Consider the following 25,270-nt stretch of genomic DNA (forward strand, 5'->3'; position numbering starts at 1 on the left):
TTTAAGTATCTCCCATCCAGGGAATGTCGATACCCTTACTCAGGTTCTGCATCTATTACTTTCAAAGATCTTTTTTTCATCTCTTGCTTTCGCTCCCCTTCACGTCAACCACTCTTTCCCTCTCGCAAAAGCGAGTGCAAAAATAGAACTTTTATTCTTCTCAACCAAACACATTTCAGCTTTTTGTCACTATCTTTTTTCTTAAAAAATCTTACCCCTACTGATCCATAATCATTTAGAAATACTTCTTTTCTCTAATTTTTTTCACCTCTTGGTGTGGTTAAAATTTAAACCCTCAAAACTTCTTACCACAATCCAAATAAAAAGTGTATTCATAAGTACCAACAAACACAATCGCCTTCAACGGACTCTTTCAGAAAAGCAAGTAAACAAAATTAAAGAAAAGAAATAGGTATGTCAACCCACTTTAACAATGGTAAAAGGGGTGTCAGACAAAAACAAACCACAGCAACAGTCGGTTAAAACACTCAAGTTATTGTATCTTCGCAAAAAATAAAAATAAAACATATGACGCACAAAGCAGGTTTTGTCAATATTGTTGGGAATCCCAATGTAGGAAAATCCACATTATCCAATCAGTTAATTGGAGAACGTTTATCCATTATCACTTCCAAAGCACAGACCACAAGACACAGAATATTCGGAATAGTTAACACCGAGGATTATCAAATTATTTTTTCAGACACCCCAGGGGTATTAAAACCCAAATACAAGCTACAGGAATCGATGCTTCAGTTTTCCAAATCTGCACTTATTGATGCAGATATTTTACTTTATATCACCGACACCATTGAACAACCAGACAAAAACGATGAGTTTCTAAATTTGGTAAAAAGAGCAAAAGTTCCAATACTTCTTGCAATCAACAAAATAGATTTAATAAACCAACAAAAGTTGGAAGAAAGAGTCGAATATTGGCAAAAAGAGCTGCCCCACGCAGAAATATTTCCAATATCGGCGCTTCATAACTTTAATCTTAAAAATTTATATAACCGAATACTTGACCTTTTACCGGAATCACCGCCTTACTTTGATAAAGATGCTCTCACTGATAAACCGGAAAGGTTTTTTGTTTCAGAAATAATCCGCGAAAAAATATTACTCAATTACCAAAAAGAAATTCCCTATTCAGTAGAAGTAGAGGTTGAAGAATACAAAGAGGGACCTGAAAGAAACCACATTCGTTGCGTTATACATGTAACCAGAGACTCTCAAAAAGGCATAATCATTGGTCATAAAGGTAAAGCCTTGAAGAAATTAGGGATTGATGCCCGTAAAGAAATAGAGATGTTTCTGGGGAAAAAAGTATTTCTTGAGCTTTATGTTAAAGTATCCAAAGACTGGCGTGACCGTCCCAATTATTTAAAAAACTTTGGCTACGAAATATAACTAACCGGTAAATTTAAGGATAGATACCAATCATTAGAAGTAAGTAAATCAATCATATTTACTATCTTTGCATCCCATTTAAGGGAAGACAAAATATCTGGATAATCTTCAATCAATCAATTATTTGGGGATCAAATCCACATTCAAGAAATCATATCACATCAATCGGAAAATAATCATGGGAAACATAGTAGCCATAGTAGGACGGCCCAACGTAGGAAAATCCACGCTTTTTAATCGTCTTACCGAAACACGACAAGCAATAGTGGATGAGACCAGCGGCGTAACAAGAGATCGCATATATGGAAAAGCTGAATGGAATGGTAAACATTTTTCTGTAATAGATACAGGAGGATGGGCAGAAAACTCAGATGATCAGTTCGAAGAGGTGATTCGCCAACAGGTACTCATCGCTATCGAAGAGGCGGATGTAATATTGTTTTTGGTAGATGTAACCACCGGAATAACCGATTACGACGAGGCTGTAGCCGATATTCTTCGCCGAAAAGCCAAAAAAGTGATTATCGCCGTTAATAAGGTAGATGATAATTCGCAAATTACTGAATCTTCCTATTTTTATAAAATGGGGTTGGATAATTTGTTTCCCATATCGGCCATTAATGGTTCGGGAACCGGCGAGATGCTCGACTATTTGGTAACCATACTGCCTACCGCTGGCGAAAAAGAAACGAGTGACCTTCCAAAATTCACTATAGCTGGTCGTCCCAATGCAGGGAAATCGTCACTGGTTAACGCACTGATTGGTGAAGAAAGAAATATTGTTACTCCCATTTCCGGTACTACGCGCGACAGTATTTATACAGAGTATAACAAATTTGGCCATCGTTTTTTACTGGTAGACACAGCCGGGATACGTAAAAAGGCCAAAGTGAATGATAATCTTGAATTTTATTCGGTAATGAGGGCCATCCGGGCCATCGAAAATTCTGACATTTGCTTTTTAATGGTCGATGCCACCAGAGGTTTTGAAGGACAAGATCAAAATATATTCAATTTAATTGAAAGAAATAAGAAAGGGGTGGTTGTGCTTGTGAACAAATGGGACCTTATCGAAAAAGACATGCATACTGCCCAAAACTTTGAAAACATGATCAAAGCACGAACCGCACCCTATACCGATTATCCCATAATTTTCACCTCAGTAATAGAAAAAAAACGAATTTATAAAGCGCTTGAAAAAGCCATTCAAGTGTTTGAAAATAAATCAAGACGAATAAGTACATCTAAGTTAAATGAATACTTGCTGCCCCTTATTGAAAATTATCCTCCTCCCGCTTATAAAGGAAAATACATTAAGGTAAAATATGTAACCCAATTACCGGCATCTATACCAACTTTTGCCTTCTTCTGCAATTTGCCTCAATATATTAAAGAACCATATAAAAGATTTATTGAGAACAAACTTCGTCAAAAGTGGAATTTTAGCGGAGTCCCGATCAATATCTTTTTTAGGAAAAAGTAATAAAACGATACTATATTTTATTTTAACCTTTCACCCCAAGGGTGTAATGGTACAAGTTAATTTTTTTTATCTTTGTTTTTATTAAATCTAAAAAAAGAATATCGATGCATATACATCCCCACATGAAAATGTCTGATTTGGTAAAAGCCGATTTTGAATTATTAGCAGTACTTCAACGGCTGAAAATACCTTTTGGCTTTAAAGACAAAAGTATTCAGACAGTTTGTAGGGAAGAAGGAATTGATTTAAATTTTTTTCTGAATCTGGCCAAATGGTTTCATGAAAGAGATTTTTTCCCTGGAGAAACTTTAATGAATCATCCGGTAAAATGGTTAGTAAAATACCTAAGAAGTACCCATTCCTGTTACATCGATTACCAAATACCAAGAATTGAGTCGGAAATCATTCAGATCGAAAACACCGATCAAGCGAGCAGTAAAAACATGCAGCTGATGCTAAAATTTTTCCGAGAATACATTTCTGAATTTACTGCTCATATCCAGTTAGAAGAAGAAAAAATTTTTCCTTATATCCTTGAGTTAGAAGAAAACCTCGAAAAAGAGAAACCCGATCCCGAATTTCTAGGGAAAGCAAGAGGTTATACCATTCGCGACTTTCTGGATGAACACAGTGACATCGAAGAAAAATTAACTGATTTGCGTAATATCCTTTTAAAATATCTGGATCCCCCATCCAATAACTGCATGTTTACAAATATTTTAATTGAAATATTTCGATTAGGGAAGGATTTAAATGACCATACTATTTTGGAGGAAAATGTTTTAATCCCACAGGTTATAAAACTGGAGGAGCAGTTTCACCAAAAATTTCCGGAGGGATAACCACAGCCATGGCAAAAGTTTTAATTGCAGAAACATCATATCTTGTACGCAGAGGTCTGATTAACCTATTAGAGCACACCGAAGGTGTTACCGAGATTAAAGCAGAAGGACACCCGGAAACGATTATGCAAACGCTCAAAGAATTCAGTCCAGACATTTTATTACTCAATTCTGCCATAACTTTACCTGTAAATCATGATGAATTGCTTTCAAGATTACACGATAATGCACGTATTATATATATTATAAATACACCTTTACCACAGGACAGTCCTAACCATCAAATTTCGATTTTCGACACAAAAAATCAATTGTCTGAAAAAATTGCATACCACCTCCAACAATACCGGGACAGGCGTGAAGAAAAAGAGGAGACAGAAGAACTTACCCCACGAGAAAAATTGATCCTCAAACATGTTGCTCTTGGTCTGACCAATAAGGAGATAGCCGCTAAACTATTTATCAGCACACACACGGTCATTTCTCATCGAAAAAATATCACCCGAAAACTGGATATAAAAACTGTTTCGGGGTTAACTGTTTACGCCATCCTCAATGGGATAATTAAAATGGAAGATATTAGCTAAAAGATCCAACAATCTGAACCAAAAGAATTAAGGGAAGCAATTAATTCAAATAGTTTATCCATAATTTACAAACCGTAGCAGTTACAAATTTCTTTTGCACACTCTGCCCCAATCAAACTATTGGATTTTGTATCTTTGCAAAAAATAATGTCTGTGAATAACGAACAAACACTCAATTGGGAAAAGGTTTCCCTGGCCGAAAGAATATTAGCAGGACTGGTTGATATAGTTATTGCCATTCTTATTTCATTGTTTCCCAAAATCGGATGGTTATTTGGGATCATATACTTGCTGGGGAAAGATTCTTTTTCGTTTCTCAACGGGCAAAGTTTTGGGAAAAAGTTATTTCATCTACGAGTTATTATATTGCCGCACAATGCCTCCATGTCTGGAACACCGGAAAAATCGGTAATACGTGGTTTAGTGTTAATTATTCCTATTCTTAATTTAATTGACTTTTATCACTTAATAAAATATAAGGTTCGGATAGCCGATCGATGGGCAGAAACCCGGGTGATAAGGAATCAAGATTGGGAAACCAATGGTAATTGAAGGAAAAAAGTCGTTCCTTTTCCGGTTTCTGTTTCAAACCAAATCTTACCACCCACACTTTCTACCGTACCTTTAACGATAGCCAGCCCTAATCCCATCCCGGCTGATTTTGTTGTAAAGTTAGGAACAAACATTTTGTCACGAATCTCTTCAGGGATGCCCCGGCCATTGTCTTTAATTTTCACCAATGCATTTCCATTCGTAACGGAAACCGATACGTTAATAATACCTCTCATATTTCGCGGTATAGCCTGAACAGCGTTATTAATTAAATTATTAAATACACCTAATATCTGTTCGCCGTCGGCATTAATAATAAGTTTTTCCAAACCATTAAAATCGGTATGGATATCGACCTCATGAACCCCCGAAAACAAAGTTACGCTACTTCTGATTTTTTCCAGGAGATCTATATTTTCCCTTTTGGCGGCAGGCATTTTAGCGAAATGACTAAATTCAGTAGCAATGGATGAAAGCTTTTCTATTTGCTCAATCAAAGTCTGCGAAACTCTTTTAAGAAAAGCTCCAAAATCGGGCACCTTATCATCCCAAGCCCGTTGCAGATATTGAATATTCAACTTCATCGGCGTTAGCGGGTTTTTTATTTCATGAGCAATCTGCCGAGCCATTTCGCGCCATGCCAATTCCCGTTCGGTACGGGCTAGTTTGGCAGCACTTTCTGCTAACTCATCGACCATACGGTTATATTCACCAACTAAGTTACCTATTTCATCATTCCCATGATAATCAATCTTTTCATTATGTTTATCTATCTTTAAGTCGGCCAGTTTATTTTGTAATACCTGCAATGGACGAGTAATTTGACGCGAAAGAAAAACGGTTATTCCCATGATAATAAAAGAAAACAATAGGTAGAAATTAATCACCGTCATCACCACCGAAGACACTTCTTCTTTTAATTCATTATTAGCCACAAAATAAGGAACATTAACGTAGCCTATCAGAATATCGTCTCTATTATAAAAAGGTACATAATATGAAGTATAAGTCAGTTCACCTATCGATTCTTCTTCCAGAAATCGATTCGCAGCCTGGATTGCCAGAACATAATAGGCTGAAGGATTCATTTGAGTACCAATCAACCCTTGTTCGAACAACTCTGAACGAGAGGAAGCCAAGAGCATTCCATCAATTCCAAATAAATTGATATCACACAAAAACACATTGGATATGGTTTGAAGCTGATAATTAAGATATTCTTTACTGCTATGATCTAAAGGCCCTTCCAACCCTATCTTTGATTCCAATTCCAGTAATACTGACTGTACTTTGTCATTCAAAAGATCTTCATGTTTATTTTTAAATTGATTAACCGTATACAATACGGTACCGATTGCTACTACCAACAAAATTAAAAGCATCAGGCCTATAAAAGATAGTTGAATACGCTTTTGAACCGAAAACTTAAAGGAAAAGGATATTGAACGAATCTGGATGAGTTCAACCAATATTAAACCTATAAGAAAAAAGAAAATAAAGAATACTGAAAAGGCAATAAATATATCGGAAACGGTATGATCTTTAAGACTTAATATAATAACCGTATCGGGTTCAGGCCGAAATATTAAATGTGAATATCCTTTATCTTTGACAAATACTTTTGACTCATTCAGGAGATTCGTTTGTGCAATATTGCCATGATAGTCAAATTCTCCCGATCTTTTTACTAATCGCCCATCAACATATTTGGCATAGGAATAGATTTCTACCAACTTTAAACGATCTTGTTCTTTTTGACTAATAAGCAACTCTGGGTAACCCAGACCTTCAAAATAAGGTTTTGATTGCAATTCTATAAAGAGCGTAGTTTCTAGCGGATGACCTTCAAAAAATCGAAAGACACCTAAAAAGGAGACCCTTCCATTATCATTGTTTAAATAATAAAAATGACTACTCCCGTCAATAGTGCTCCCCTGTTGGCTTATTAAAGAATAAAAATAATGATAACAATTGGTCACATCGCCTGTTGCCTCAAACACCACATTGCCCCCCGGCCAGCAAGGCACAATTTGTAATTCATACCGTCCCCAATACCCGTAAAAATAATATTTCAGCAAATGGTTACGTATGGCTGACTGGTTGATATTGGTCTGTGCCAACAGTTGTCGGAGTGGAGCATCTCGCATAATTTTTTTTTCTATATCCTGAAGGTACATTTCAGCTACGGGATCCTCTTCCCTTAGCAATTGAAACGATAAATTTTCGACCAAAAGTTCCCTGTCCGATTTTTCTTTCTCCAGAGACAAGTCAATCAAAACCATACCGGTAAACAAGGAAAACAATGCCACAAGCCACAAAAAGGTATTGTATGAATGATGCAACCTAAAATCACGCTTTACCAAAACCATTAAAAACCATACTATACCACCAAATAAAAGTCCCCAGTCATTTTTCCCATAACCAACGCCACCCCATAAAAGAATGGAAATAAGAGTTCCAATTGCGACTAAAAAGAAAAGTTGATTCCGATTAATTCGGAATAAAAAGAGTCTTACAACCCTTTCAGTAATCAGCAAATATGAAAAGAACAGAAATGCCAGAATACAAATTTTTACTATGGCAATTTCATTTAACTCAATTACCTTGAAATATACTGTAGGCCCCGATGAATGGTTTACCAATGAATATACCTGTTTTAACAAAAAAAGCATTACGGCCTGCACTGCAAAAAAATTCAAAATAAATAACAGTTTTAGCTTTAATCCTTTTTCCATTTTTTGAAAGGAAGCCGGCCAACGAAAAAATCGAAAAAATAAAATTGAAAGGAGCAATACACCAACTGAAAAAAGAAACATTGCGCCCAAGGATGGGAAAAAGTCAGAAACCGCGAAATGAATAGGAGAAAACAAATCCATTTGGCTAAATGCTATCATTTGGTCATGCCACAGCAAACCATAGCTAACCCACATGAACAATATCACAGCAATAAGCAATCGAAGATTTTGACGACGCCCTCCTCGCCCACGCTGCAACCACGTAAACATTAGCCCCCAAAAAGAAAAAGCAGCAATCAGGTAAGCAACAAGAATATACCTGCCAACATTGTCATTTCCTTTACTTCTGGTAAGATTGCTTAACGAAAACAAATACTCCCCTTCTAAACCATAAACAGGTTCAAAAGCAGGATTCTTTTGTCGGACAATTTGCACCGACGGCGAAAGCCCTGAAAGCAATAAAAATCTATCCTTCAGATATTTATTTTGATACGGATAAGATTCCTTAATTCTGGCCAGACCTATCAACAAAAATGGGTCTTTTCGTATTTGCTGGGTCAGGTAATAACCATTTTCCAGCTGTACAAATGGTTGCATCAAAAAAACCGGATGAAGGTCCTTGACCGGTATCCGCTGATCCGACCAAGCAATTAGCTGATTATTGCGAAAAATTAAAACATCATTTTCCGTACGGGAAACAGAATCCATTAATTGCCATAAACGACGCGGATTGTTAAGCTGATCATCAGAAAGGCTTTTAAGCAGATTATTCAGTTGTAGCTGACGCTCCTGTACCGATCGTTCAATTTGGCTTATATCAATATCCCGTTTATCATTGGCCGGGAAAAAAAATTCCAGAAACATGCCTGTGACGGTTCCTGCCACAAAAAGAGCTAAAAGTATCCACCTCAATCGTCTGCCAGACATAAGCATCTATTTAAACGGCGAATTTTAATACGCCTCTTTTTCAACATAAAACATGAAATAACAATAACCATGCAAAAAAGAATTAATCATGATGATAAGGTTCATGATTTAAAATCGTCAAGGCTCGATACAACTGTTCTGCAAAAATTAAACGAACAATTTGATGTGAAAACGTCATGGGCGATAACGATATTTTAAAATCGGCCCGACCATAAACTTCATCCGAAAATCCCCAGGCTCCGCCAATAACAAAAACCAAACGACGCATTCCGGTTATCATTTGTTTTTCCAGAAAACCGGCAAACTCACGAGATGAAAATTTTTTCCCGTTCTCATCAAGTAAAACCAAACAATCAGAAGTATCAATATTTTTCAAAATATCATTGCCTTCTTTTTGTTTCAACTCCTCAGGTGTCAACTTGCCACCCTTCTTCACTCCGGTAAGAATTTTGACCTCGAAAGGCAGATAATGTTTTAACCTTCCAAAATATTGCCCTGTACCCTCCTGAAGCCATTTCTCAGTTGTTCTTCCTACCATTATTAATTGAATCTTCATTTTCTTTTTATATTATATACATAATGGTAATTCGTGATTAACTACCAATTGCCTCATTTTTCTTTTCCTCGTGGTTACAATTCTTCTTTCCAATATTAGGATAAATACAAAAAATTAATGCCTTACAAACAAAAATAATTTTATTCAAGGAATTAAGACATTCGGTTTAACTTCAAACACAAGAATTCTTAGAACATTCTAACAACAACAATTATCCGCAATCAGACACTACTTGTACGAAATCGAACACTCGAGACCAATATCAACAATTGCATTTAAACCTGAACTCCCTCATAATAAAAAGATTAAAATCATACACATTTAAAAAAACTTAAAATACTGTCCTTAATCAGGTTTTGGCATGCTTTTCCCATATGTATTGACAGGTTTAAAATTAAAAAATAGGACAACTAAAGGCCATTTGTTCAAACGTGAATAAATGGCCTTTTTTATGTTTTTGCCACAAATTAACATTATCTTCGCACAAAATTTTACCCGGACTCATGTTAATAAATCACTTATATCGGTTCTTGTCGGTTTTTTATTTAATTTTTTTTCTTTCCGGCATAAAAGCGATATCACAAAACAACTTTTCGGCATCTGGAAATATCTCTGCCGAAACCATTATTTATGATGGTGAATTACCCCCCTTATGGGCGGTTGCTTTAAATGAAGGCCGATGGCATAATTACTCCGGAAGTCAATCTATTTTGTATGCCGGCGCCATATTACAATGGAATAACAGCCGAAATCTGCTTATTGAGGCCGGTATAGAAGGTGACCATTCCTCGGGTTATAATGAGACCTACCTACACACCGGGACCATTAAAGCAGCATGGAAAAACTGGAAGCTCTCAGCTGGAAAGCATACTTTCGACCCCATTTTTATTGATAAGAACCAAGGTAGTGGCAGTTATCTTTACGGTAACAACTACCGACCGATACCCAGAATTACACTGGAACTGACAAACTTCTCACCAGTTCCTTTTACCAACGGACTCTTGGAAACACGCGGAGGCATTTCACAAGGTTGGTTGAAAAACCAACAGTACGGTGGGGATGTGCTGCTTCATGAAAAATATGCCTACCTAAGATTTAACATAAAGAAATGGAAGCCCTATATCGGATTAAACCATTCTGCCATGATGGGGGGAAACAGAAGCGACGGCAGCAGCATTCCTGTCGATTTTTGGGCAACATTTTTTGGTGAGGGTAGCGATAAAATAGGCGGTGGTGAAGCCACTAATGCCGCCGGCGCACACATGGGATTATATGACTTTGGAACCTATCTGCAAACTTCAAAGGGACAATTCCACTTTTATTACCAGATACCTTTCGGTGATGGCTCTGGCAGTCTATTCTGGCATGGAAATACTGATCATGTTCTGGGTATTGACTGGAAACCGCTCAATATTTCATGGCTCAAAAATTTGACATTTGAATGGATTCAAACCACCTACCAAAGTGGTAACGGAATGCCAGACCCCGGACTGCCCGGGGAAATGACAGAAAGTGGCTATTACCTCCATTACAGCAAACTCTCCCAGCAACAAATTGATCAATTAATCGAGGAGAACAAAGAGCTTCTGACTCAAGACGAGTTAAACAAAACAACGTGGACCTCAGAAGAAATTAAAAATCTTCTAAAAAAAGTGATTAACCATGGTAATGATTTTGGAGGACGAGACGGTTATATGAATAACGGAATGTATCCTTCGGGGTGGTCCTATAATGGACATATTATGGGGAGCCCTTTTAACCTTACGGAACAACAAATTGAAACCGCATACCCTAACATAAATTTTCAACATCCTGTTAAAATAAAAAATGACAGGTTTAAAGCCCTTCATTTAGGAGCAGCAGGAAATATCGGCACCCAAATTAAATGGCAAACCAAAATATCCTGGACTCGAAACTTCGGCACCTATTTTGAGCAATACCCGGGAAGATATACATGGGTCGAAGCAGAAAATTACTGGTTTAAAGGAGGTCGTGATCAATGGTATACCTTCCTTCAATGGAATTGGTGCCCTAAAAAATGGAAACAAGCCAATATACATATCGCCTTTGCATATGACGGAGGGGATATATATCAATCGACCGGATTGAAAGCGGGTTTCAATTTTAATTTTTAAAGCAGTTGATTATTTACTTCATAAAATTGTCAAAACAACTTAATTTTGAATAGCTTTAATTAAGGATGGTATGTTAAGAGAAAAAGCCAGAGTGGTCAACAATTTTCTTGCTATAGTTGATGTTATTATTGCAGTTGTCAGCTATAACCTTGCAGTTTTCATTGAATTAAAACATCTTGAACCTTTAGCCAATAAGGATTCTATTATCATTCATTTCCTATTGGTTTTCCTATGGTACATTTTGGCTAAAGCCTTACGGCTAAATCAGCTGTATCGATCCAGACCTTATTCAGTAGTTTTATTTGGATGTCTTAGCCTTGCAGTAGTCGGTACATCTGCCCTGATATTGTTTGTTTGGATTTTTGATTTGTATTCCATTGATTTTTCTCGCTTATTACTTTTTGGTGTGATCGATCTAATATTGACATTTGGGGTAAAAATGCTTCACTATTCATTTATGAAAAGAGCCAGAGCACAAGGATTTAACACCCTCCATGTCATTGTTATAGGTGATCATACCGCCCGCTCTTTTTTGCGTCAAATTGTTAAAATGAAGGAATGGGGTTATAGAATAGCTGCAATTATTGGAACTGAGGAATTGGAACAAGAATTTGGCGCAGTTGCCCCCTTCCTGCCTGCAAACACCAATATTGAACAACTGTTACGGAACAAAACCATTGATGAAATAATTTATTGCAAAGAAACCCCTTCGATACAAGAAATTGAAGATTTGTTACAGCTCACTTCTGAAATAGGGGTAGTTTTTAGAATGTATTCTTCATTCTTCAATATGCTAACCAATAAAACCCATCTTCATTATTTTGGAACGACCCCGCTGTTAACCATTTCAAACACACCACTCAACTACCTGGAGTTAAGAGTTAAAGCTGCCTTCGACTTTCTCTTTTCCGCCTTTGTGGTCATTGTATTTTCGCCAATTTATGTATTACTGGCACTAGCAATTAAACTCGATTCCAAGGGCCCGGTATTTTTTAAACAAAAAAGAGTGGGTTTAAGAGGTAGGAAATTTGTTTTATTTAAATTTCGGACAATGGTTAAAAATGCCGAAGAATTAAAAGCAACCTTGATGCAACAGAATGAAATGGATGGTCCGGTATTTAAAATGACCAATGACCCTCGTATTACACGTGTTGGCCGATTCCTCAGAAAAACCAGTCTTGACGAGTTACCTCAGTTCTTTAATGTGTTGATTGGTGATATGTCGATCATAGGCCCACGCCCTCCGCTGCCCGACGAAGTTAAACAGTATAAACGTTGGCAGCTGAGACGTCTTTCCATGAAACCAGGAATCACATGTATTTGGCAAGTATCGGGAAGGAATAATATCCCTTTTGAAGAATGGATGAAAATGGATTTGGAATATATTGATAACTGGTCACTTAAATTAGATTTCATCATTTTCCTGAAAACGATACGTACAATGATACGTGGTGATGGTAAATAAATTGTATTATTATGCAAAAGATACTTCTGGTTGCCGGAGCTCGGCCTAACTTTATAAAGATTGCCCCTCTTTGGCGAGAATTTTCAAAACTCTCAAATGTTGACGTTAAAATTGTTCATACCGGTCAACATTATGATAAAGCTATGAGTAGTTTTATTTTTGAAGATTTACAACTCCCATCGCCAGATTACAACTTAAATATCCATGGTGGTTCTCATGCCATTCAAACCGGTCAAATCATGGAACGTTTTGATAAGGTTGTTGACATAGAGCTTCCAGACGATATTATTGTAACCGGTGATGTAAATTCCACTTTGGCCTGTGCTCTGGTAGCCGTTAAACGAGGCATTCGCACATCTCATGTAGAAGCAGGATTGAGAAGCTTTGACCGATCAATGCCGGAAGAAATCAATAGAATTGTAACCGATTCTGTTTCCGACCTTTTATTTGTTTCCGAATCGTCGGGAATAAAAAATCTTGAACGAGAAGGCATTGAACCTCACAAAATATTCTTTGTTGGTAACGTTATGATTGACAGTTTGGTATTTATCGAAAAAAAGGTAAATAACTCTACAATTCTACACCAACTTGGAATAAAAGAGAAAAATTATGGTCTTTTGACCCTACACCGCCCTTCGAATGTGGATAATCCAAACCAACTAAAACAGCTTTTATCCTGGTTACACCATATTGCCGACAAAACCAAAATTGTTTTTCCTGTTCATCCCCGAACACAAATAAAAATAGAAAAAATTTCTTCGAAACCTTTAATTAACCATCCCAACATAATACTGATCCCTCCTCAACGTTACGTTGATTTTCAAAGACTATTAAAATCAGCCCAATTTGTCATTACCGACAGCGGAGGGCTCCAGGAAGAAACAACCTGGCGAGGAATTCCTTGTATCACCTTAAGAAAAAACACAGAACGCCCTGTAACCATTGAAGTTGGAACCAACATATTGGCAGGTCATGACTTGGAATTAGCATCATCAACCATCTTGCAATTTTTAAATAAAAAAACCCAAAGCGGAGAAAAACCACATCTGTGGGATGGTAATGCAGCATCCCGCATTGTTAAGGTTATTGTCAATCAATCACCTTCATTCTCTAAATCCACTTTTCAATAATTATCTTTAAATTTTAGTATCGCAGTCCATAAAGTTTAAAAAGGCAAATATGAATTTTGGATATTGATAATTAACTTTCCATGAAAACACTCCTGAAATTACATAACATAATCAATTCAACAATCCTGCTATTCTTACTTATAGCATGCAGTCCCAATGAAAAAGTACCTAAGGATTTTCCTGACGAAGATGAGATGGCACAAATCCTGGCGGATATCCATTATACCGAAAGTATTATTAGCCAGGCCAGACGAAACCTAACCGACAATTTAACTGATGATGATATCCCGGGATATTATCGAAATGTTTTGGACAAATATAACCTTTCAGCCGAACAATTTGACTCCATAAGAGACTGGTACTCAGCACACCCTTATCATTATCAAAAAGTTTATGATAAAGTTATAGTGTTGCTAAGTAAAAAAGAAGCTGAATTAAATCAACTTCTTAAAGCCAAAGAAGAACAAAAAGACAGTTTACATATCATCCGGGATTTATGGAATACAGATAGAATAATGAAAATAACTCCTAATGATACTACCAAAAGTTTCTTACCTTTTGAGGTTAAGACCGACTCTATTATTGGCGGCCAAATTCGACTATCGGCAGTATATAAATTTTTAAGAGAAGATCTGTCAAAAAATGGCAAGACTATTATGATTACCCAATATGCTGATTCAACTACAGATACAATTTCCCTTGAATTGAGCAAAACTTTTAAAAACAATCCAATTACCCTCCAAACAGAAATTGATTCCTTAAATCCTTTAATCCAAGTTCACGGTTTTTTATTTGAACATGACACAAGTGACGTTACCTCTATTGAATTCAGCGATATAAGGTTAGAACACTTCATTAATAAAGGCAAGGAACCCAAAATAAAAGAAATGCCTTTAATTAAAGAAAATACCCAAGAATGAAACACCATAAATTTGCTGCACATTACATGCTTTCTCCTCAGGGTGACTTTATTAAATGGCCTGTTATCACCATCAGAAATGATGGTCTTATTATTGATATTAATCACCATAAACAAACTTTTATAGAACAACATGGTGTTAAGTTTTATTCAGGAATACTGCTTCCCCCGTTCATGGATATTTGGTGGGATTATTCATCGGAAACTTTACCAATAGATGATAAAAGCCTAACAACTCACTTTAATAACGGAACCATTCTTTTGGGTCTTAGTAATAGGCAAATAGTCTCTCAAAATCATTCACATCATAGGCCCAGACTTTATCCGCATCGTTTTCCATATAACCGTCCTGAAATATTTCCCGATATGGGAATTAAAAATTCTCTTCCCATATTAGAAAAAATCAAAATAATAATCGGACGACAAAAAAATCTAAAACTACACCAGATTCTTTCGGCTGTAACTAGTGAAAGTGCTATAAAAGTTGGGCAACCCTGCCTGGGCAGGTTGGAAACGGGTTGCTCTCCAGGAATCATACTAATAGAAAACGCTGATTTGATTAATCTAAAATTAAACCCTCACTCATCCGTAAAATGGTTAATTTTTCCAACAAAAGAATCAGGATAATTGATTTTAGCAATATTAATACAATTAAATACATCGACAAAAGCAAGTTTTAAATTATGTTTTAATATTGTTACCCATACTAATCTTTAGTGCGAAATTGTTCCCGTAAGAGCTACTCTCCCTGCCCGCCACATTAATATTCCGTTTTTTCCCTATCACAAGTGTTACGAGAGACAGACTCGTATCACAACATCCTTAACATCTTAAAATTAAAATTACTAAAGATCTTTAATGGTCTATTTACACAAAATTGATTCGCTTTCATTCTCATTTTTGTATCTTTGTACTTCACTTTTAAATAAGTAGAAACCCATAATTTTTAATATTATGTCAAAAATTGAATCTTACAACTTCTCCGGGAAAAAGGTTATTGTTCGTGTCGACTTCAATGTTCCCTTTAATGAAAAATTTGAAATTACCGATGATACCCGTATTAGGGCTGCGCTGCCGACATTAAGGAAAATCCTTTCTGACGGAGGTTCGGTCATTGTAATGTCTCACCTGGGACGTCCAAAAGGGAAAATAAATCCTGATTTTTCATTAAAGTACGTTCAAGGACGTTTAGCTGAACTGTTAGAAACTGAAGTAATATTTGCCAGTGATTCGGTAGGATCCGATGCTAAAGAAAAAGCTGCCGCTTTGAAGCCAGGTCAGGTATTATTGCTTGAAAACCTTCGCTTTTATCCTGAAGAAGAGGGTAAACCCAAACTGGCCGACGATGCATCGGATGATGAAAAGAAAGCTGCCAAGGCCGAAATGAAAGAAAAACAAAAAGCTTTTTCCAAAGAACTGGCTTCTTTGGCAGATGTCTACGTCAATGATGCTTTTGGAACAGCTCACAGGGCACATGCTTCCACCGCCATCATTGCCGATTATTTCGACGCCGACAAAAAAATGTTTGGGTTTCTTATCGAACAGGAACTTCAAAGCCTAGATAAAGTGCTTAAATCTCCCGAACGGCCATTCACAGCTATCATGGGAGGAGCCAAGGTTTCTACAAAAATTACCATCATTGAAAATTTGCTTGATAAAGTAGATAACCTCATCCTCGGGGGAGGTATGACTTATACCTTTATTAAAGCACGTGGAGGTAACATTGGATCTTCAATTTGTGAAGATGAATACCTTGATTTGGCTACCAAAATTGAAAAAATGGCCAAAGAAAAAGGCGTTAAACTTTACCTGCCTGTCGATGTAGTAGCTGCAGACGATTTTAATAATGACGCCAACACTCAGGTTGTTCCGGTAGAACAAATTCCTGACAACTGGCAAGGACTTGATGCCGGACCCGAAACCATTAAAATATATCAGGATGTAATAGAAAACTCTAAAACTATACTGTGGAACGGTCCTGTTGGTGTTTTTGAAATGGATAACTTCGCCAAAGGTTCACGCGCTGTAGCTGAGGCCATTGCTGCCGGCACACAAAAAGGTGCTTTCTCGTTAATCGGAGGAGGTGACTCTGTAGCCTGTATCAATAAATTCGGAATGGCCGATAAAGTTTCTTACATCTCAACTGCTGGTGGTGCTTTGCTGGAATATCTTGAAGGTAAAGACCTGCCGGGTATTAAAGCCATTAGGGGATAACTAACATCCATCGACAGGTTTTAAACCATTTCGACACCACAGATATTCACCCTCTACCATGGGTTTAATCTCTTGGGTTATATGTGCATATCTGTGGTGTTTTATTTATATTGTTTTGACCATTTTTGATTTTTCAGCAATATAAAACATTATTAATGCGCATCTTATACATCTGGGGAATACGTATTTTTTCCTTTTTTATAGCCATTGCAGCCACATTTAATGAAAAGGCCAGACTTTTAAAATATGGCTGGAAAAAAGTTTGGCAACAATTAAACGAAATCAGTCATCAATCGCCAATTGTCTGGATTCATTGTGCTTCATTGGGTGAATTTGAGCAAGGGCGTCCAATAATAGAAGCTATTCGGTCTAACCATCCGGAATTTAAAATATTACTTACCTTCTTTTCACCCTCTGGATACGAAGTGAGAAAAAACTACAACATGGCTCATTGGGTAACATATTTACCTGCCGACACGCCCCAAAATGCAAAAAAATTTATTGAGACAGTTAAGCCGACATTTGCACTTTTCGTGAAATACGAATTTTGGCCCTGCTTTTTTGAAACGCTTCACAAAAAGAACATTCCAATAATCAGTGTTTCTTCCATATTCCGTGAAAACCAGATATTTTTCAGGTGGTACGGAACATGGTTTCGTAAAACATTAAAAAAAGTACAAAAATTCTATGTCCAGGATAAAACATCCGCACAATTGCTAAAAAAAGCCGGAATACTTAATTGCGATGTGGTTGGAGATACTCGCTTCGACAGAGTAACAGATATAGTAAAAAATGCAAGGCAAGTTCCAATTGCGGAATCTTTTGCTAAAGATGCCTCTCTGGTAGTGGTCGCCGGTAGCACCTGGCCACCGGATGAAGACCTTTTAATTAATTATATCAACAATACTCCTGATGATGTAAAAATCATTATTGCGCCCCATGAAGTTCACGAAAGTCACATTTCTCAAATTGAACAAAAATTAAAAGTACCTTACCTGAAATTCTCAAAAATAAATTCTTCCTTACCATTAGAGTTTGCTAAAGTAAAAGTTCTTATTGTCGATACCATTGGTCTTTTATCTGCCATTTATCGGTATGGACATGTTGCATACATCGGCGGCGGCTTTGGGAAAGGCATACACAATACTCTCGAAGCAGCCACGTATGGGATACCGGTAATCTTTGGTCCCAAATATCAAAAATTTAAAGAAGCCCGGGACCTTATTAAATGTAAAGGAGGTTTTTCCATTAATAACTATTCTGAATTATTTTCTTTAATAGAAGACTTTAGAAATAAGCCCACACGACTTAAAGCCTCAGGACAGTCGGCCGCTTCATATGTCTCTTCGATGTGTGGCGCCACTGACATCATAATGAAAGAGATATTTTCCATTTCCACCTAAAATTGAATCTTCTATTTGAAAGACAGTTAATTTCTTGATGCATTTACTTACATTAATTATCTATTCAAATCTACTCTTATTGAATAAAGTTGGGTTTAAGACTATCCAAAAACATTACTTTATTGGATGGGGGATTTACGTCCTATTTGAGTTTTTCTAAAATATTATTGGGGAAAATACTTGATACTCTCCATTGCTCCAGAGTCAAGAAGAAATGCTTTTTAATTTATCTTTCTTTAACATACTTTAGAATGCTCAATTGTTAATATTTGTTGCAAAAAACAACTTACTCTATAGGTTTCAGAAGGTTCAAAATTTGCAATTTTCAGACATAAAAAAATCAATAAATCATTTTAAATTATATTTTATGGAAAACTTTAGCCCATCTCAAAATTTTTTATTGCCTAATTTTCAATACTTAAAGACTTTAAAATGGAAAACTTTTAGTTTTCTCGTCAAAAAAAAGTTGCCATAAAAAAAAACCTTTCCTAACTTGCAATCACGAAACCAAAATACTTAATAATTATTAAAATATTAATAATCAATTATCATGGCAGAAGCAGAAGTTAACCTTAAAACTACCGGGCTTAATAAAAAAACCTATAGCTACGACCAAGCCTACCAGGAAGCCCTAAAATATTTTCAAGGGGATGAATTAGCCGCTCGAGTTTGGGTAAACAAGTATGCGCTTAAGGATTCAGAAGGAAATTTGTATGAACTTACCCCTGATGACATGCATCACCGACTGGCAAAGGAAATTGCCCGTATTGAAAAGAAATATCCCAACCCTATGTCGGAAGAAGAAATTTACGACCTATTAAAAGGGTTTAAATATATTGTACCTCAAGGCGGGCCTATGGCCGGAATTGGCAACGATTATCAAATAGCCTCTTTGTCCAATTGCTTCGTTATTGGCAATGAAGGGCCCTCCGACTCCTATGGTGGCATTATGAAAATTGACCAGGAGCAAGTACAACTTATGAAACGTAGAGGTGGTGTAGGCCATGACCTCTCTTATATTCGCCCCAAAGGATCACCGGTAAAAAATTCAGCACTCACTTCTACCGGACTGGTTCCTTTTATGGAACGATTTTCAAATTCCACACGCGAGGTAGCACAAGACGGACGACGTGGTGCATTAATGCTGAGCGTCTCCATTAAACACCCTGATTCCGAGAAATTCATCGACGCCAAACTGGAACAGGGGAAAGTTACCGGTGCCAATGTTTCTGTGAAAATTGATGATGAATTCATGAATGCTGTCGTCAATGGTACTGACTATCAACAACAATACCCTATCGACAGCTCCAACCCCAAAATGACTAAAACCATCAATGCCAGAGAACTGTGGAACAAAATTGTACATAACGCTTGGAAGTCTGCTGAACCGGGAATTCTCTTTTGGGACACGATCATTAGGGAATCCGTACCCGACTGTTATGCCGATTTGGGTTACCGGACCGTGAGCACCAACCCTTGCGGTGAAATACCTCTTTGTCCGTATGACAGCTGTCGGTTGCTTGCCATAAACCTGTACTCTTATGTCAAGAATCCCTTCACCGACAAGGCAGCCTTTGACTTCGACCTGTTTAAACAACATGCCGCTTATGCACAACGAATAATGGATGACATCATCGATCTTGAATTGGAAAAAATTGATGCCATCATAGGCAAAATCAACGCCGATCCGGAAGATGAAGAAATTAAACGCGTCGAAAAAAATCTTTGGCTCAACATCCGAAAAAAAGCTGTAGAAGGACGTCGAACAGGTATAGGCATTACAGGCGAAGGTGATATGCTTGCCGCTTTGAACCTCAGATATGGAAGCGACATTGCCATCGATTTTGCTGTTGAGGTACACAAAACTCTGGCACTGGCAGCCTACAATTCATCCGTTAACCTGGCCAAAGAACGCGGACCATTCCCCATCTACAACAGTGAAAAAGAAAAAAACAATCCTTTCATTCTTCGACTAGCAGAGGCCGACCCCGAGATGTACAAAAGAATGAGAAAATACGGTCGAAGAAACATCGCGCTTCTAACCATTGCGCCCACCGGCACCACAAGCCTGATGACTCAAACCACCAGTGGTATCGAACCCGTATTCCTACCTGTATATAAACGTCGGCGTAAAGTTAATCCTAACGATCCCGACGTACGTGTCGATTTTGTTGACGAAGTTGGCGATAGCTGGGAAGAGTATATCGTTTTCCATCACAAGTTTGTTAATTGGATGCAGGCCAACAATATCGAAACCACAAAAAAATATACACAGGAAGAAATCGATAAGCTGATTGAAAAATCGCCCTACTACAAAGCCACATCCAATGATGTTGACTGGCTGAGCAAAGTCCGGATGCAGGGAAAAATACAAAAATGGGTTGACCATTCGATTAGTGTTACCATTAATCTGCCATCATCAGTATCGGAAGAATTGGTTGGAAAACTTTATGTTGAAGCATGGAAAAGTGGGTGTAAAGGTGTTACCGTTTACCGTGACGGATCCCGCGCCGGGGTACTATTAAATAATAAGGATAAGAAAAATGAAGAGACCACTTCAAAGTTCCCCAAAAAAAGGCCGGAAGTGTTGGTTGCCGACGTGGTTCGTTTCCAAAATAACAAAGAAAAATGGATCGCTTTTGTAGGACTAATAGACGGAAAACCTTATGAAATTTTCACCGGCCTGGCCGATGATGAAGATGGCATTTTACTCCCCAAATCGGTGCAAAAAGGATTCATAATTAAAAGCCGCGAAAGCGATGGTTCTTCACGATACGACTTCCAATATGTCAATAAAAGAGGCTACAAAACCACCATCGAAGGATTATCTTATAAATTCAATAAAGAATACTGGAACTACGCCAAATTAATTTCCGGTGTGTTAAGACATGGAATGCCGATTGAAGATGTTTTGCATCTGGTACAAGGTCTCCAGCTTGACAACGAAAATATTAACAACTGGAAAAACGGCGTAGAACGAGCCCTTAAGAAGTATGTGCCCAACGGAACCGCCGTAAAAAAAGGGCATTGCGATAATTGTGGTTCTGATGAGTTGATTTATCAGGAAGGCTGTTTAATTTGTAAAAGCTGCGGATCTTCCAAATGCGGTTAAGCTGGTTGTTTTATCCGTTTTATTCGATAAAACCATAGTTGTTTTACTATCTTTGTCGGGAATTTATAAAATAAATTTAGGGAAAAATGAGCTTAACGCATTCGGTTCGTGTTCGCTTTGCCCCCAGTCCTACCGGACCGCTTCATATGGGTGGCGTAAGAACAGCCTTATTCAATTATCTGTTTGCCAGAAAACACAATGGTACATTTATTCTTCGCATCGAAGATACCGACCAAACCAGATATGTTAAAGGTGCCGAAGATTATATTATCAACGCATTAGACTGGTGTGGTTTGGAATTTGACGAAGGACCGGAACAGGGTGGTGATTTTGGTCCATACCGGCAAAGCGAACGAAAAAGCATTTATAAAAAATATGCTGATCAGCTGGTAGAGGCAGGGCATGCCTATTATGCTTTCGACACCCCCGAAGAACTGGATGCGGCAAGAAAAGAGGCCGAGGCTAAAGGACAAACATTTGCCTATAATGCCCACACAAGGCTCTCTATGAAAAACTCCCTTTCATTACCCGACAAAGAGGTTGAACAACTATTAAAAAATAATGCATCTTATGTCATTCGCTTTAAAATGCCTGACGATGCCATTGTTGTTGAAGAGGATGATATGATTCGCGGGAAGGTATCCTTCCGAACCAACGAGCTCGATGACAAGGTCCTTTTCAAAGCCGATGGAATGCCAACCTATCATTTGGCTAATGTGGTGGATGACCATCTGATGCAAATATCTCATGTCATCAGGGGTGAAGAATGGCTCCCTTCTTTACCCCTGCATGTTCTTCTTTATCGGGCTTTTGGCTGGGTAAAACCGACATTTGCTCACCTTCCGCTCATATTGAAACCTCATGGCAAAGGAAAACTCAGCAAACGTGATGGTGATAAACTGGGGTTTCCTGTATTCCCGCTTCAATGGACTGACCCTGATACAGGTGAAGTTTCTGCCGGATACAGAGAAGATGGTTACTTCCCGGAAGCATTTCTTAACATGCTGGCATTTTTGGGATGGAACCCCGGTACCGAACAGGAAATTTTTACCCCCCAACAGTTGATTGAGGCTTTTTCTTTCGACCGCGTAAATAAAGCCGGAGCAAGGTTCGACCCCGAAAAGGCCAAATGGTTCAATCACCAATACCTTATCCGAAAATCTGATGAAGAACTTGTAAATCTTTTTATTCCCATTTTGAAGGATAAAGGCATTACCCCGCCTGCCACCGATGAATTGTCACGAATTATTGCTCTGGTTAAAGAAAGAGTAACCTTTGTGAATGAATTATGGGACCAAACAGCATTTTTCTTTTCTGCCCCGCAGACCTATGATCCCAAAGTGGTGAAAAAAAGATGGAAGGGTGAAGTTCCTGCTTTTCTACAATCGCTTGCTGATGAATTTGATAGTTTTAAGGATGCGTGGAATGCTGCAACCATTAAAGAAAAAGTTTCTCAACGGATTCAGGAAAAAAAGATGAATTTTGGGGCTGTAATGAATAGTCTTAGACTAGCACTTGTTGGAGGAAGTTTTGGTCCGGATCTTTTTTCTATCATTGAAATACTTGGAAGAGAGGAAGTGTCTAAGCGTATTCGACAAGCCATCCGGATATTGAATGCGCAAACAATGTTATGATAAATCTTATTAAGCTTAAAGAAATTTTAAACACCCCTTTACCGGGCGTTAATGCACACCGCCTTATGGCCCCGTCATCAAGGCAAATGGAGCTTAATAACGTGTCACAACACTCCCCTAAAATGAGTAGTGTCCTTCTTTTGCTTTACCAAAAGCAAAATATCTGGTACATTCCTTTTATTCAACGCCCAATATACAATGGGTTTCATAGCGGACAAGTCAGTTTACCCGGAGGTAAAAACGAAAAAGGTGACTCCAGTCATCTTTTCACCGCTCTTCGTGAAACCCGTGAAGAAATTGGTGTTAACCCTGAGAATATTAACATTATTGGCAACCTTACCCCATTATATATCCCCAAAAGTAATTATAATGTTTTTCCCTTCGTGGGAACACTCGACACCCCGCCCCATTTTGTTGCCGACCCCAAAGAAGTGGATGATATCATTGAAGTACCTCTAAATAACTTCTTAAATCATCAATCTGTAAAAACCTTTACTTACAAAAGAGGGAACCACACTTTTTCAGCACCATATTACGATGCCCATGGAAAAAAAATTTGGGGAGCTACTGCAATGATTATTAGAGAATTTATCGAACTTATCAAAAAAATATGATAGTGCCCATTTATTGCATTACATTTTTATAATGGTCATAACGCTCCAGTATTTCGGTTACGTAATGATAGGGTTCCTCACCCCTGCAATAACCGTATTTCACCACCGGATCATTATAATATTTGGGTTCCGATTTATGAAGCAGGTAATAATCGACATTATCTTCCCATTTTTGAGGGTCTTTACCATATTTTTCAGCCAGCTTCATGGCATCAAAAACATGGCCTATTCCAACATTATAAGAAGCCAATACAAACTTTATCCGCTCCTGAGGATCAGGAACTCGGTTTTTCAATCGTTCATCCAACCAACGTAAAAATTCAACACCGGCACGTATATTTTCTCGGGGATTTTCAACATTCGACACACCGAAATAATTGGCCGTTTCCGGCATCAGCTGCATCAATCCTCTGGCTCCAGCCCAGCTCTCTGCACTGGGCAAAAAACGTGATTCCTGATAGATAATGGACGCTATCAATCGCCAATCCCAGTCAAACTTCCTACTCTCCTCCTTTATGATATTGTCATAATCGGATACCTGTCCCCCTTTGATGGAATGAAAACCCTCATCCACCAAATGCATGGACCTTTTATTTAGAAAATACTTCTGGTAAATCCGTGTATACCGTGCCGTCTTTTTAAAGCCTATCAACCAATTATTAATTACGCTCAACAAATCATAAGAATTGCTACGCACAGCCCACGACATCTTCTGAGGAAAACTGATGGGTGTTTCCACATCTAAATTGGGATAATAATTCAGATTTACACGTGCCAAATTTTCATCACATACCGTATATTCGATTTCTCCCGAAGCTACGAGACCTATCAGCTGTTCCACCTCATAATCAGCTATCTCTACAATATTTATACTATCACCAATCTCTTGCGAAAGATTTCTTAACCTCTTAACATATGCCGATTCTTTTTGCACATAAACGGTTTTGCCTGCTAAATCCAGTTGATTTCTTATTAACGGTCGGTTACCATCTTTAGAACCTTTCTCTTTATCCAGAGAATATTTTCGCTGCACTAAAACCTGTCTACTGTAACTATGTGGCTCGGTAAATGCAATTCCCTCTTGTCGATTTAAAAAGGCCGCCAAATTACTGGCAATAATGTCGACCTTCCCCGATCGCAGATCTGAAAAATTGGTACTCAAGTCATTATTTACAGATATATCTAACTTAAGGCCGGTATAATTGGCAAACTCCTGTAAAAGTTCCAACTGATACCCCATAGGTTTCCCTTTATATACAAAATAGTTGGTAGAGTTGTAATTGGTAACAACCCTAACCAAACCTTCCGCTTTGATTTCATTAAGATCTCTTTGTACCAATGGGATAGAAACCTCCTCTTCGGCTCCCTGTTTTTGCGTAAAACAACCCGTAAAACAAAATAACAATACCAATATTATCAGCGTAGAAATCTTTCCCATAAATTTTTTTTCAGTGCCCTATATCAATTTTTATGCCTGAGTGTAATATTTTAGATTACATGCATAACATGATAAGTAAAGATATCATTTTATTGATTGACAGACAAAATCAAT

Annotated in this window: 19 protein-coding genes; 16 read left to right on the forward strand and 3 right to left on the reverse strand. The window is 37.7% G+C overall.

Annotation, left to right across the window (positions count from 1 at the left end; all coding sequences use genetic code 11):
* From BM130_RS15580 to BM130_RS11510, 6 genes are all read left to right on the forward strand, one after another.
* On the forward strand, window positions 1–205 hold a 205-nt coding region (locus BM130_RS15580), incomplete at its 5' end, for a hypothetical protein (RefSeq protein WP_217645611.1).
* 323 nt (window positions 206–528) lie between these two features.
* On the forward strand, window positions 529–1,410 hold the full coding sequence (gene era / locus BM130_RS11490; protein ID WP_010527491.1) for a GTPase Era: 882 nt from the start codon (window positions 529–531) through the stop codon (window positions 1,408–1,410).
* A gap of 178 nt (window positions 1,411–1,588) precedes the next feature.
* Entirely contained in the window at window positions 1,589–2,893 is a 1,305-nt protein-coding gene (gene der, locus BM130_RS11495; RefSeq protein ID WP_010527492.1) for a ribosome biogenesis GTPase Der, read from the forward strand.
* A 104-nt stretch (window positions 2,894–2,997) separates the two neighbouring features.
* The gene (locus BM130_RS11500; RefSeq protein ID WP_010527493.1) at window positions 2,998–3,735 is read left to right on the forward strand and encodes a hemerythrin domain-containing protein; all 738 of its coding nucleotides are present in this window, start codon (window positions 2,998–3,000) and stop codon (window positions 3,733–3,735) included.
* Between the two features lie 8 nt (window positions 3,736–3,743).
* On the forward strand, window positions 3,744–4,322 hold the full coding sequence (locus BM130_RS11505) for a response regulator transcription factor (protein WP_010527494.1): 579 nt from the start codon (window positions 3,744–3,746) through the stop codon (window positions 4,320–4,322).
* Between the two features lie 147 nt (window positions 4,323–4,469).
* Complete coding sequence (locus tag BM130_RS11510; protein ID WP_010527495.1) at window positions 4,470–4,874, forward strand: RDD family protein; 405 nt, start codon at window positions 4,470–4,472, stop codon at window positions 4,872–4,874.
* Here BM130_RS11510 and BM130_RS11515 read toward each other — a convergent pair.
* Both BM130_RS11515 and rlmH read right to left on the reverse strand, forming a co-directional pair.
* Window positions 4,847–8,536, reverse strand: a complete 3,690-nt coding sequence (locus BM130_RS11515; RefSeq protein ID WP_010527496.1) for an ATP-binding protein — start codon at window positions 8,534–8,536, stop codon at window positions 4,847–4,849. The genes BM130_RS11510 and BM130_RS11515 overlap by 28 nt on opposite strands.
* Window positions 8,537–8,618: 82 nt before the next feature.
* A complete protein-coding gene (gene rlmH, locus BM130_RS11520; protein ID WP_010527497.1) occupies window positions 8,619–9,092 on the reverse strand; it encodes a 23S rRNA (pseudouridine(1915)-N(3))-methyltransferase RlmH in 474 nt (157 codons plus the stop codon).
* A gap of 503 nt (window positions 9,093–9,595) precedes the next feature.
* On the opposite strand from rlmH, the gene BM130_RS11525 reads away from it, so the two are divergent.
* The 10 genes from BM130_RS11525 (at window position 9,596) to BM130_RS11570 (ending at window position 23,718) form a co-directional block, all read left to right on the forward strand.
* Complete coding sequence (locus BM130_RS11525; protein ID WP_010527498.1) at window positions 9,596–11,227, forward strand: capsule assembly Wzi family protein; 1,632 nt, start codon at window positions 9,596–9,598, stop codon at window positions 11,225–11,227.
* Window positions 11,228–11,297: 70 nt separating this feature from the next.
* A complete protein-coding gene (locus BM130_RS11530; protein WP_010527499.1) occupies window positions 11,298–12,692 on the forward strand; it encodes a sugar transferase in 1,395 nt (464 codons plus the stop codon).
* 11 nt (window positions 12,693–12,703) lie between these two features.
* Window positions 12,704–13,822, forward strand: a complete 1,119-nt coding sequence (gene wecB / locus BM130_RS11535) for a non-hydrolyzing UDP-N-acetylglucosamine 2-epimerase (protein ID WP_010527500.1) — start codon at window positions 12,704–12,706, stop codon at window positions 13,820–13,822.
* A gap of 80 nt (window positions 13,823–13,902) precedes the next feature.
* Window positions 13,903–14,742, forward strand: coding sequence for a DUF4296 domain-containing protein (locus BM130_RS11540; RefSeq protein ID WP_010527501.1), 840 nt, complete (start codon window positions 13,903–13,905; stop codon window positions 14,740–14,742).
* Window positions 14,739–15,368 carry a hypothetical protein gene (locus BM130_RS11545; RefSeq protein WP_010527502.1) on the forward strand — a complete coding sequence of 210 codons (630 nt, stop codon included), beginning with the start codon at window positions 14,739–14,741 and terminating at the stop codon, window positions 15,366–15,368. Before BM130_RS11540 ends, BM130_RS11545 begins: the two co-directional genes overlap by 4 nt.
* 327 nt (window positions 15,369–15,695) lie before the next feature.
* Window positions 15,696–16,955, forward strand: coding sequence for a phosphoglycerate kinase (locus BM130_RS11550; protein WP_010527503.1), 1,260 nt, complete (start codon window positions 15,696–15,698; stop codon window positions 16,953–16,955).
* Window positions 16,956–17,110: 155 nt separating this feature from the next.
* Window positions 17,111–18,358 carry a 3-deoxy-D-manno-octulosonic acid transferase gene (locus BM130_RS11555; RefSeq protein WP_010527504.1) on the forward strand — a complete coding sequence of 416 codons (1,248 nt, stop codon included), beginning with the start codon at window positions 17,111–17,113 and terminating at the stop codon, window positions 18,356–18,358.
* 550 nt (window positions 18,359–18,908) lie between these two features.
* Window positions 18,909–21,470, forward strand: a complete 2,562-nt coding sequence (locus tag BM130_RS11560; RefSeq protein ID WP_010527505.1) for an adenosylcobalamin-dependent ribonucleoside-diphosphate reductase — start codon at window positions 18,909–18,911, stop codon at window positions 21,468–21,470.
* A gap of 86 nt (window positions 21,471–21,556) precedes the next feature.
* Window positions 21,557–23,104 (forward strand): glutamate--tRNA ligase, encoded by a 1,548-nt coding sequence (gltX, locus tag BM130_RS11565; RefSeq protein WP_010527506.1) that lies wholly within the window; start codon window positions 21,557–21,559, stop codon window positions 23,102–23,104.
* Window positions 23,101–23,718, forward strand: a complete 618-nt coding sequence (locus BM130_RS11570; protein ID WP_010527507.1) for an NUDIX hydrolase — start codon at window positions 23,101–23,103, stop codon at window positions 23,716–23,718. The genes gltX and BM130_RS11570 overlap by 4 nt, the downstream gene beginning before the upstream one ends.
* 10 nt (window positions 23,719–23,728) lie before the next feature.
* On the opposite strand, the gene BM130_RS11575 is transcribed toward BM130_RS11570, so the two are convergent.
* Entirely contained in the window at window positions 23,729–25,156 is a 1,428-nt protein-coding gene (locus BM130_RS11575; protein WP_010527508.1) for an MltF family protein, read from the reverse strand.
* Between the last annotated feature and the right edge of the window lie 114 nt (window positions 25,157–25,270).

Source organism: Thermophagus xiamenensis (assembly GCF_900112795.1).
Classification (GTDB): Bacteria; Bacteroidota; Bacteroidia; order Bacteroidales; family Marinilabiliaceae; genus Thermophagus; species Thermophagus xiamenensis.

Bases quoted from the DNA above. Each gene is read 5' to 3' on its own strand.
- era (WP_010527491.1), top strand. From the start codon at position 529: ATGACGCACAAAGCAGGTTTTGTCAATATTGTTGGGAATCCCAATGTA.
- der (WP_010527492.1), top strand. From the start codon at position 1,589: ATGGGAAACATAGTAGCCATAGTAGGACGGCCCAACGTAGGAAAATCC.
- BM130_RS11500 (WP_010527493.1), top strand. From the start codon at position 2,998: ATGCATATACATCCCCACATGAAAATGTCTGATTTGGTAAAAGCCGAT.
- BM130_RS11505 (WP_010527494.1), top strand. From the start codon at position 3,744: ATGGCAAAAGTTTTAATTGCAGAAACATCATATCTTGTACGCAGAGGT.
- BM130_RS11510 (WP_010527495.1), top strand. From the start codon at position 4,470: ATGTCTGTGAATAACGAACAAACACTCAATTGGGAAAAGGTTTCCCTG.
- BM130_RS11515 (WP_010527496.1), bottom strand. From the start codon at position 8,536: ATGTCTGGCAGACGATTGAGGTGGATACTTTTAGCTCTTTTTGTGGCA.
- rlmH (WP_010527497.1), bottom strand. From the start codon at position 9,092: ATGAAGATTCAATTAATAATGGTAGGAAGAACAACTGAGAAATGGCTT.
- BM130_RS11525 (WP_010527498.1), top strand. From the start codon at position 9,596: ATGTTAATAAATCACTTATATCGGTTCTTGTCGGTTTTTTATTTAATT.
- BM130_RS11530 (WP_010527499.1), top strand. From the start codon at position 11,298: ATGTTAAGAGAAAAAGCCAGAGTGGTCAACAATTTTCTTGCTATAGTT.
- wecB (WP_010527500.1), top strand. From the start codon at position 12,704: ATGCAAAAGATACTTCTGGTTGCCGGAGCTCGGCCTAACTTTATAAAG.
- BM130_RS11540 (WP_010527501.1), top strand. From the start codon at position 13,903: ATGAAAACACTCCTGAAATTACATAACATAATCAATTCAACAATCCTG.
- BM130_RS11545 (WP_010527502.1), top strand. From the start codon at position 14,739: ATGAAACACCATAAATTTGCTGCACATTACATGCTTTCTCCTCAGGGT.
- BM130_RS11550 (WP_010527503.1), top strand. From the start codon at position 15,696: ATGTCAAAAATTGAATCTTACAACTTCTCCGGGAAAAAGGTTATTGTT.
- BM130_RS11555 (WP_010527504.1), top strand. From the start codon at position 17,111: ATGCGCATCTTATACATCTGGGGAATACGTATTTTTTCCTTTTTTATA.
- BM130_RS11560 (WP_010527505.1), top strand. From the start codon at position 18,909: ATGGCAGAAGCAGAAGTTAACCTTAAAACTACCGGGCTTAATAAAAAA.
- gltX (WP_010527506.1), top strand. From the start codon at position 21,557: ATGAGCTTAACGCATTCGGTTCGTGTTCGCTTTGCCCCCAGTCCTACC.
- BM130_RS11570 (WP_010527507.1), top strand. From the start codon at position 23,101: ATGATAAATCTTATTAAGCTTAAAGAAATTTTAAACACCCCTTTACCG.
- BM130_RS11575 (WP_010527508.1), bottom strand. From the start codon at position 25,156: ATGGGAAAGATTTCTACGCTGATAATATTGGTATTGTTATTTTGTTTT.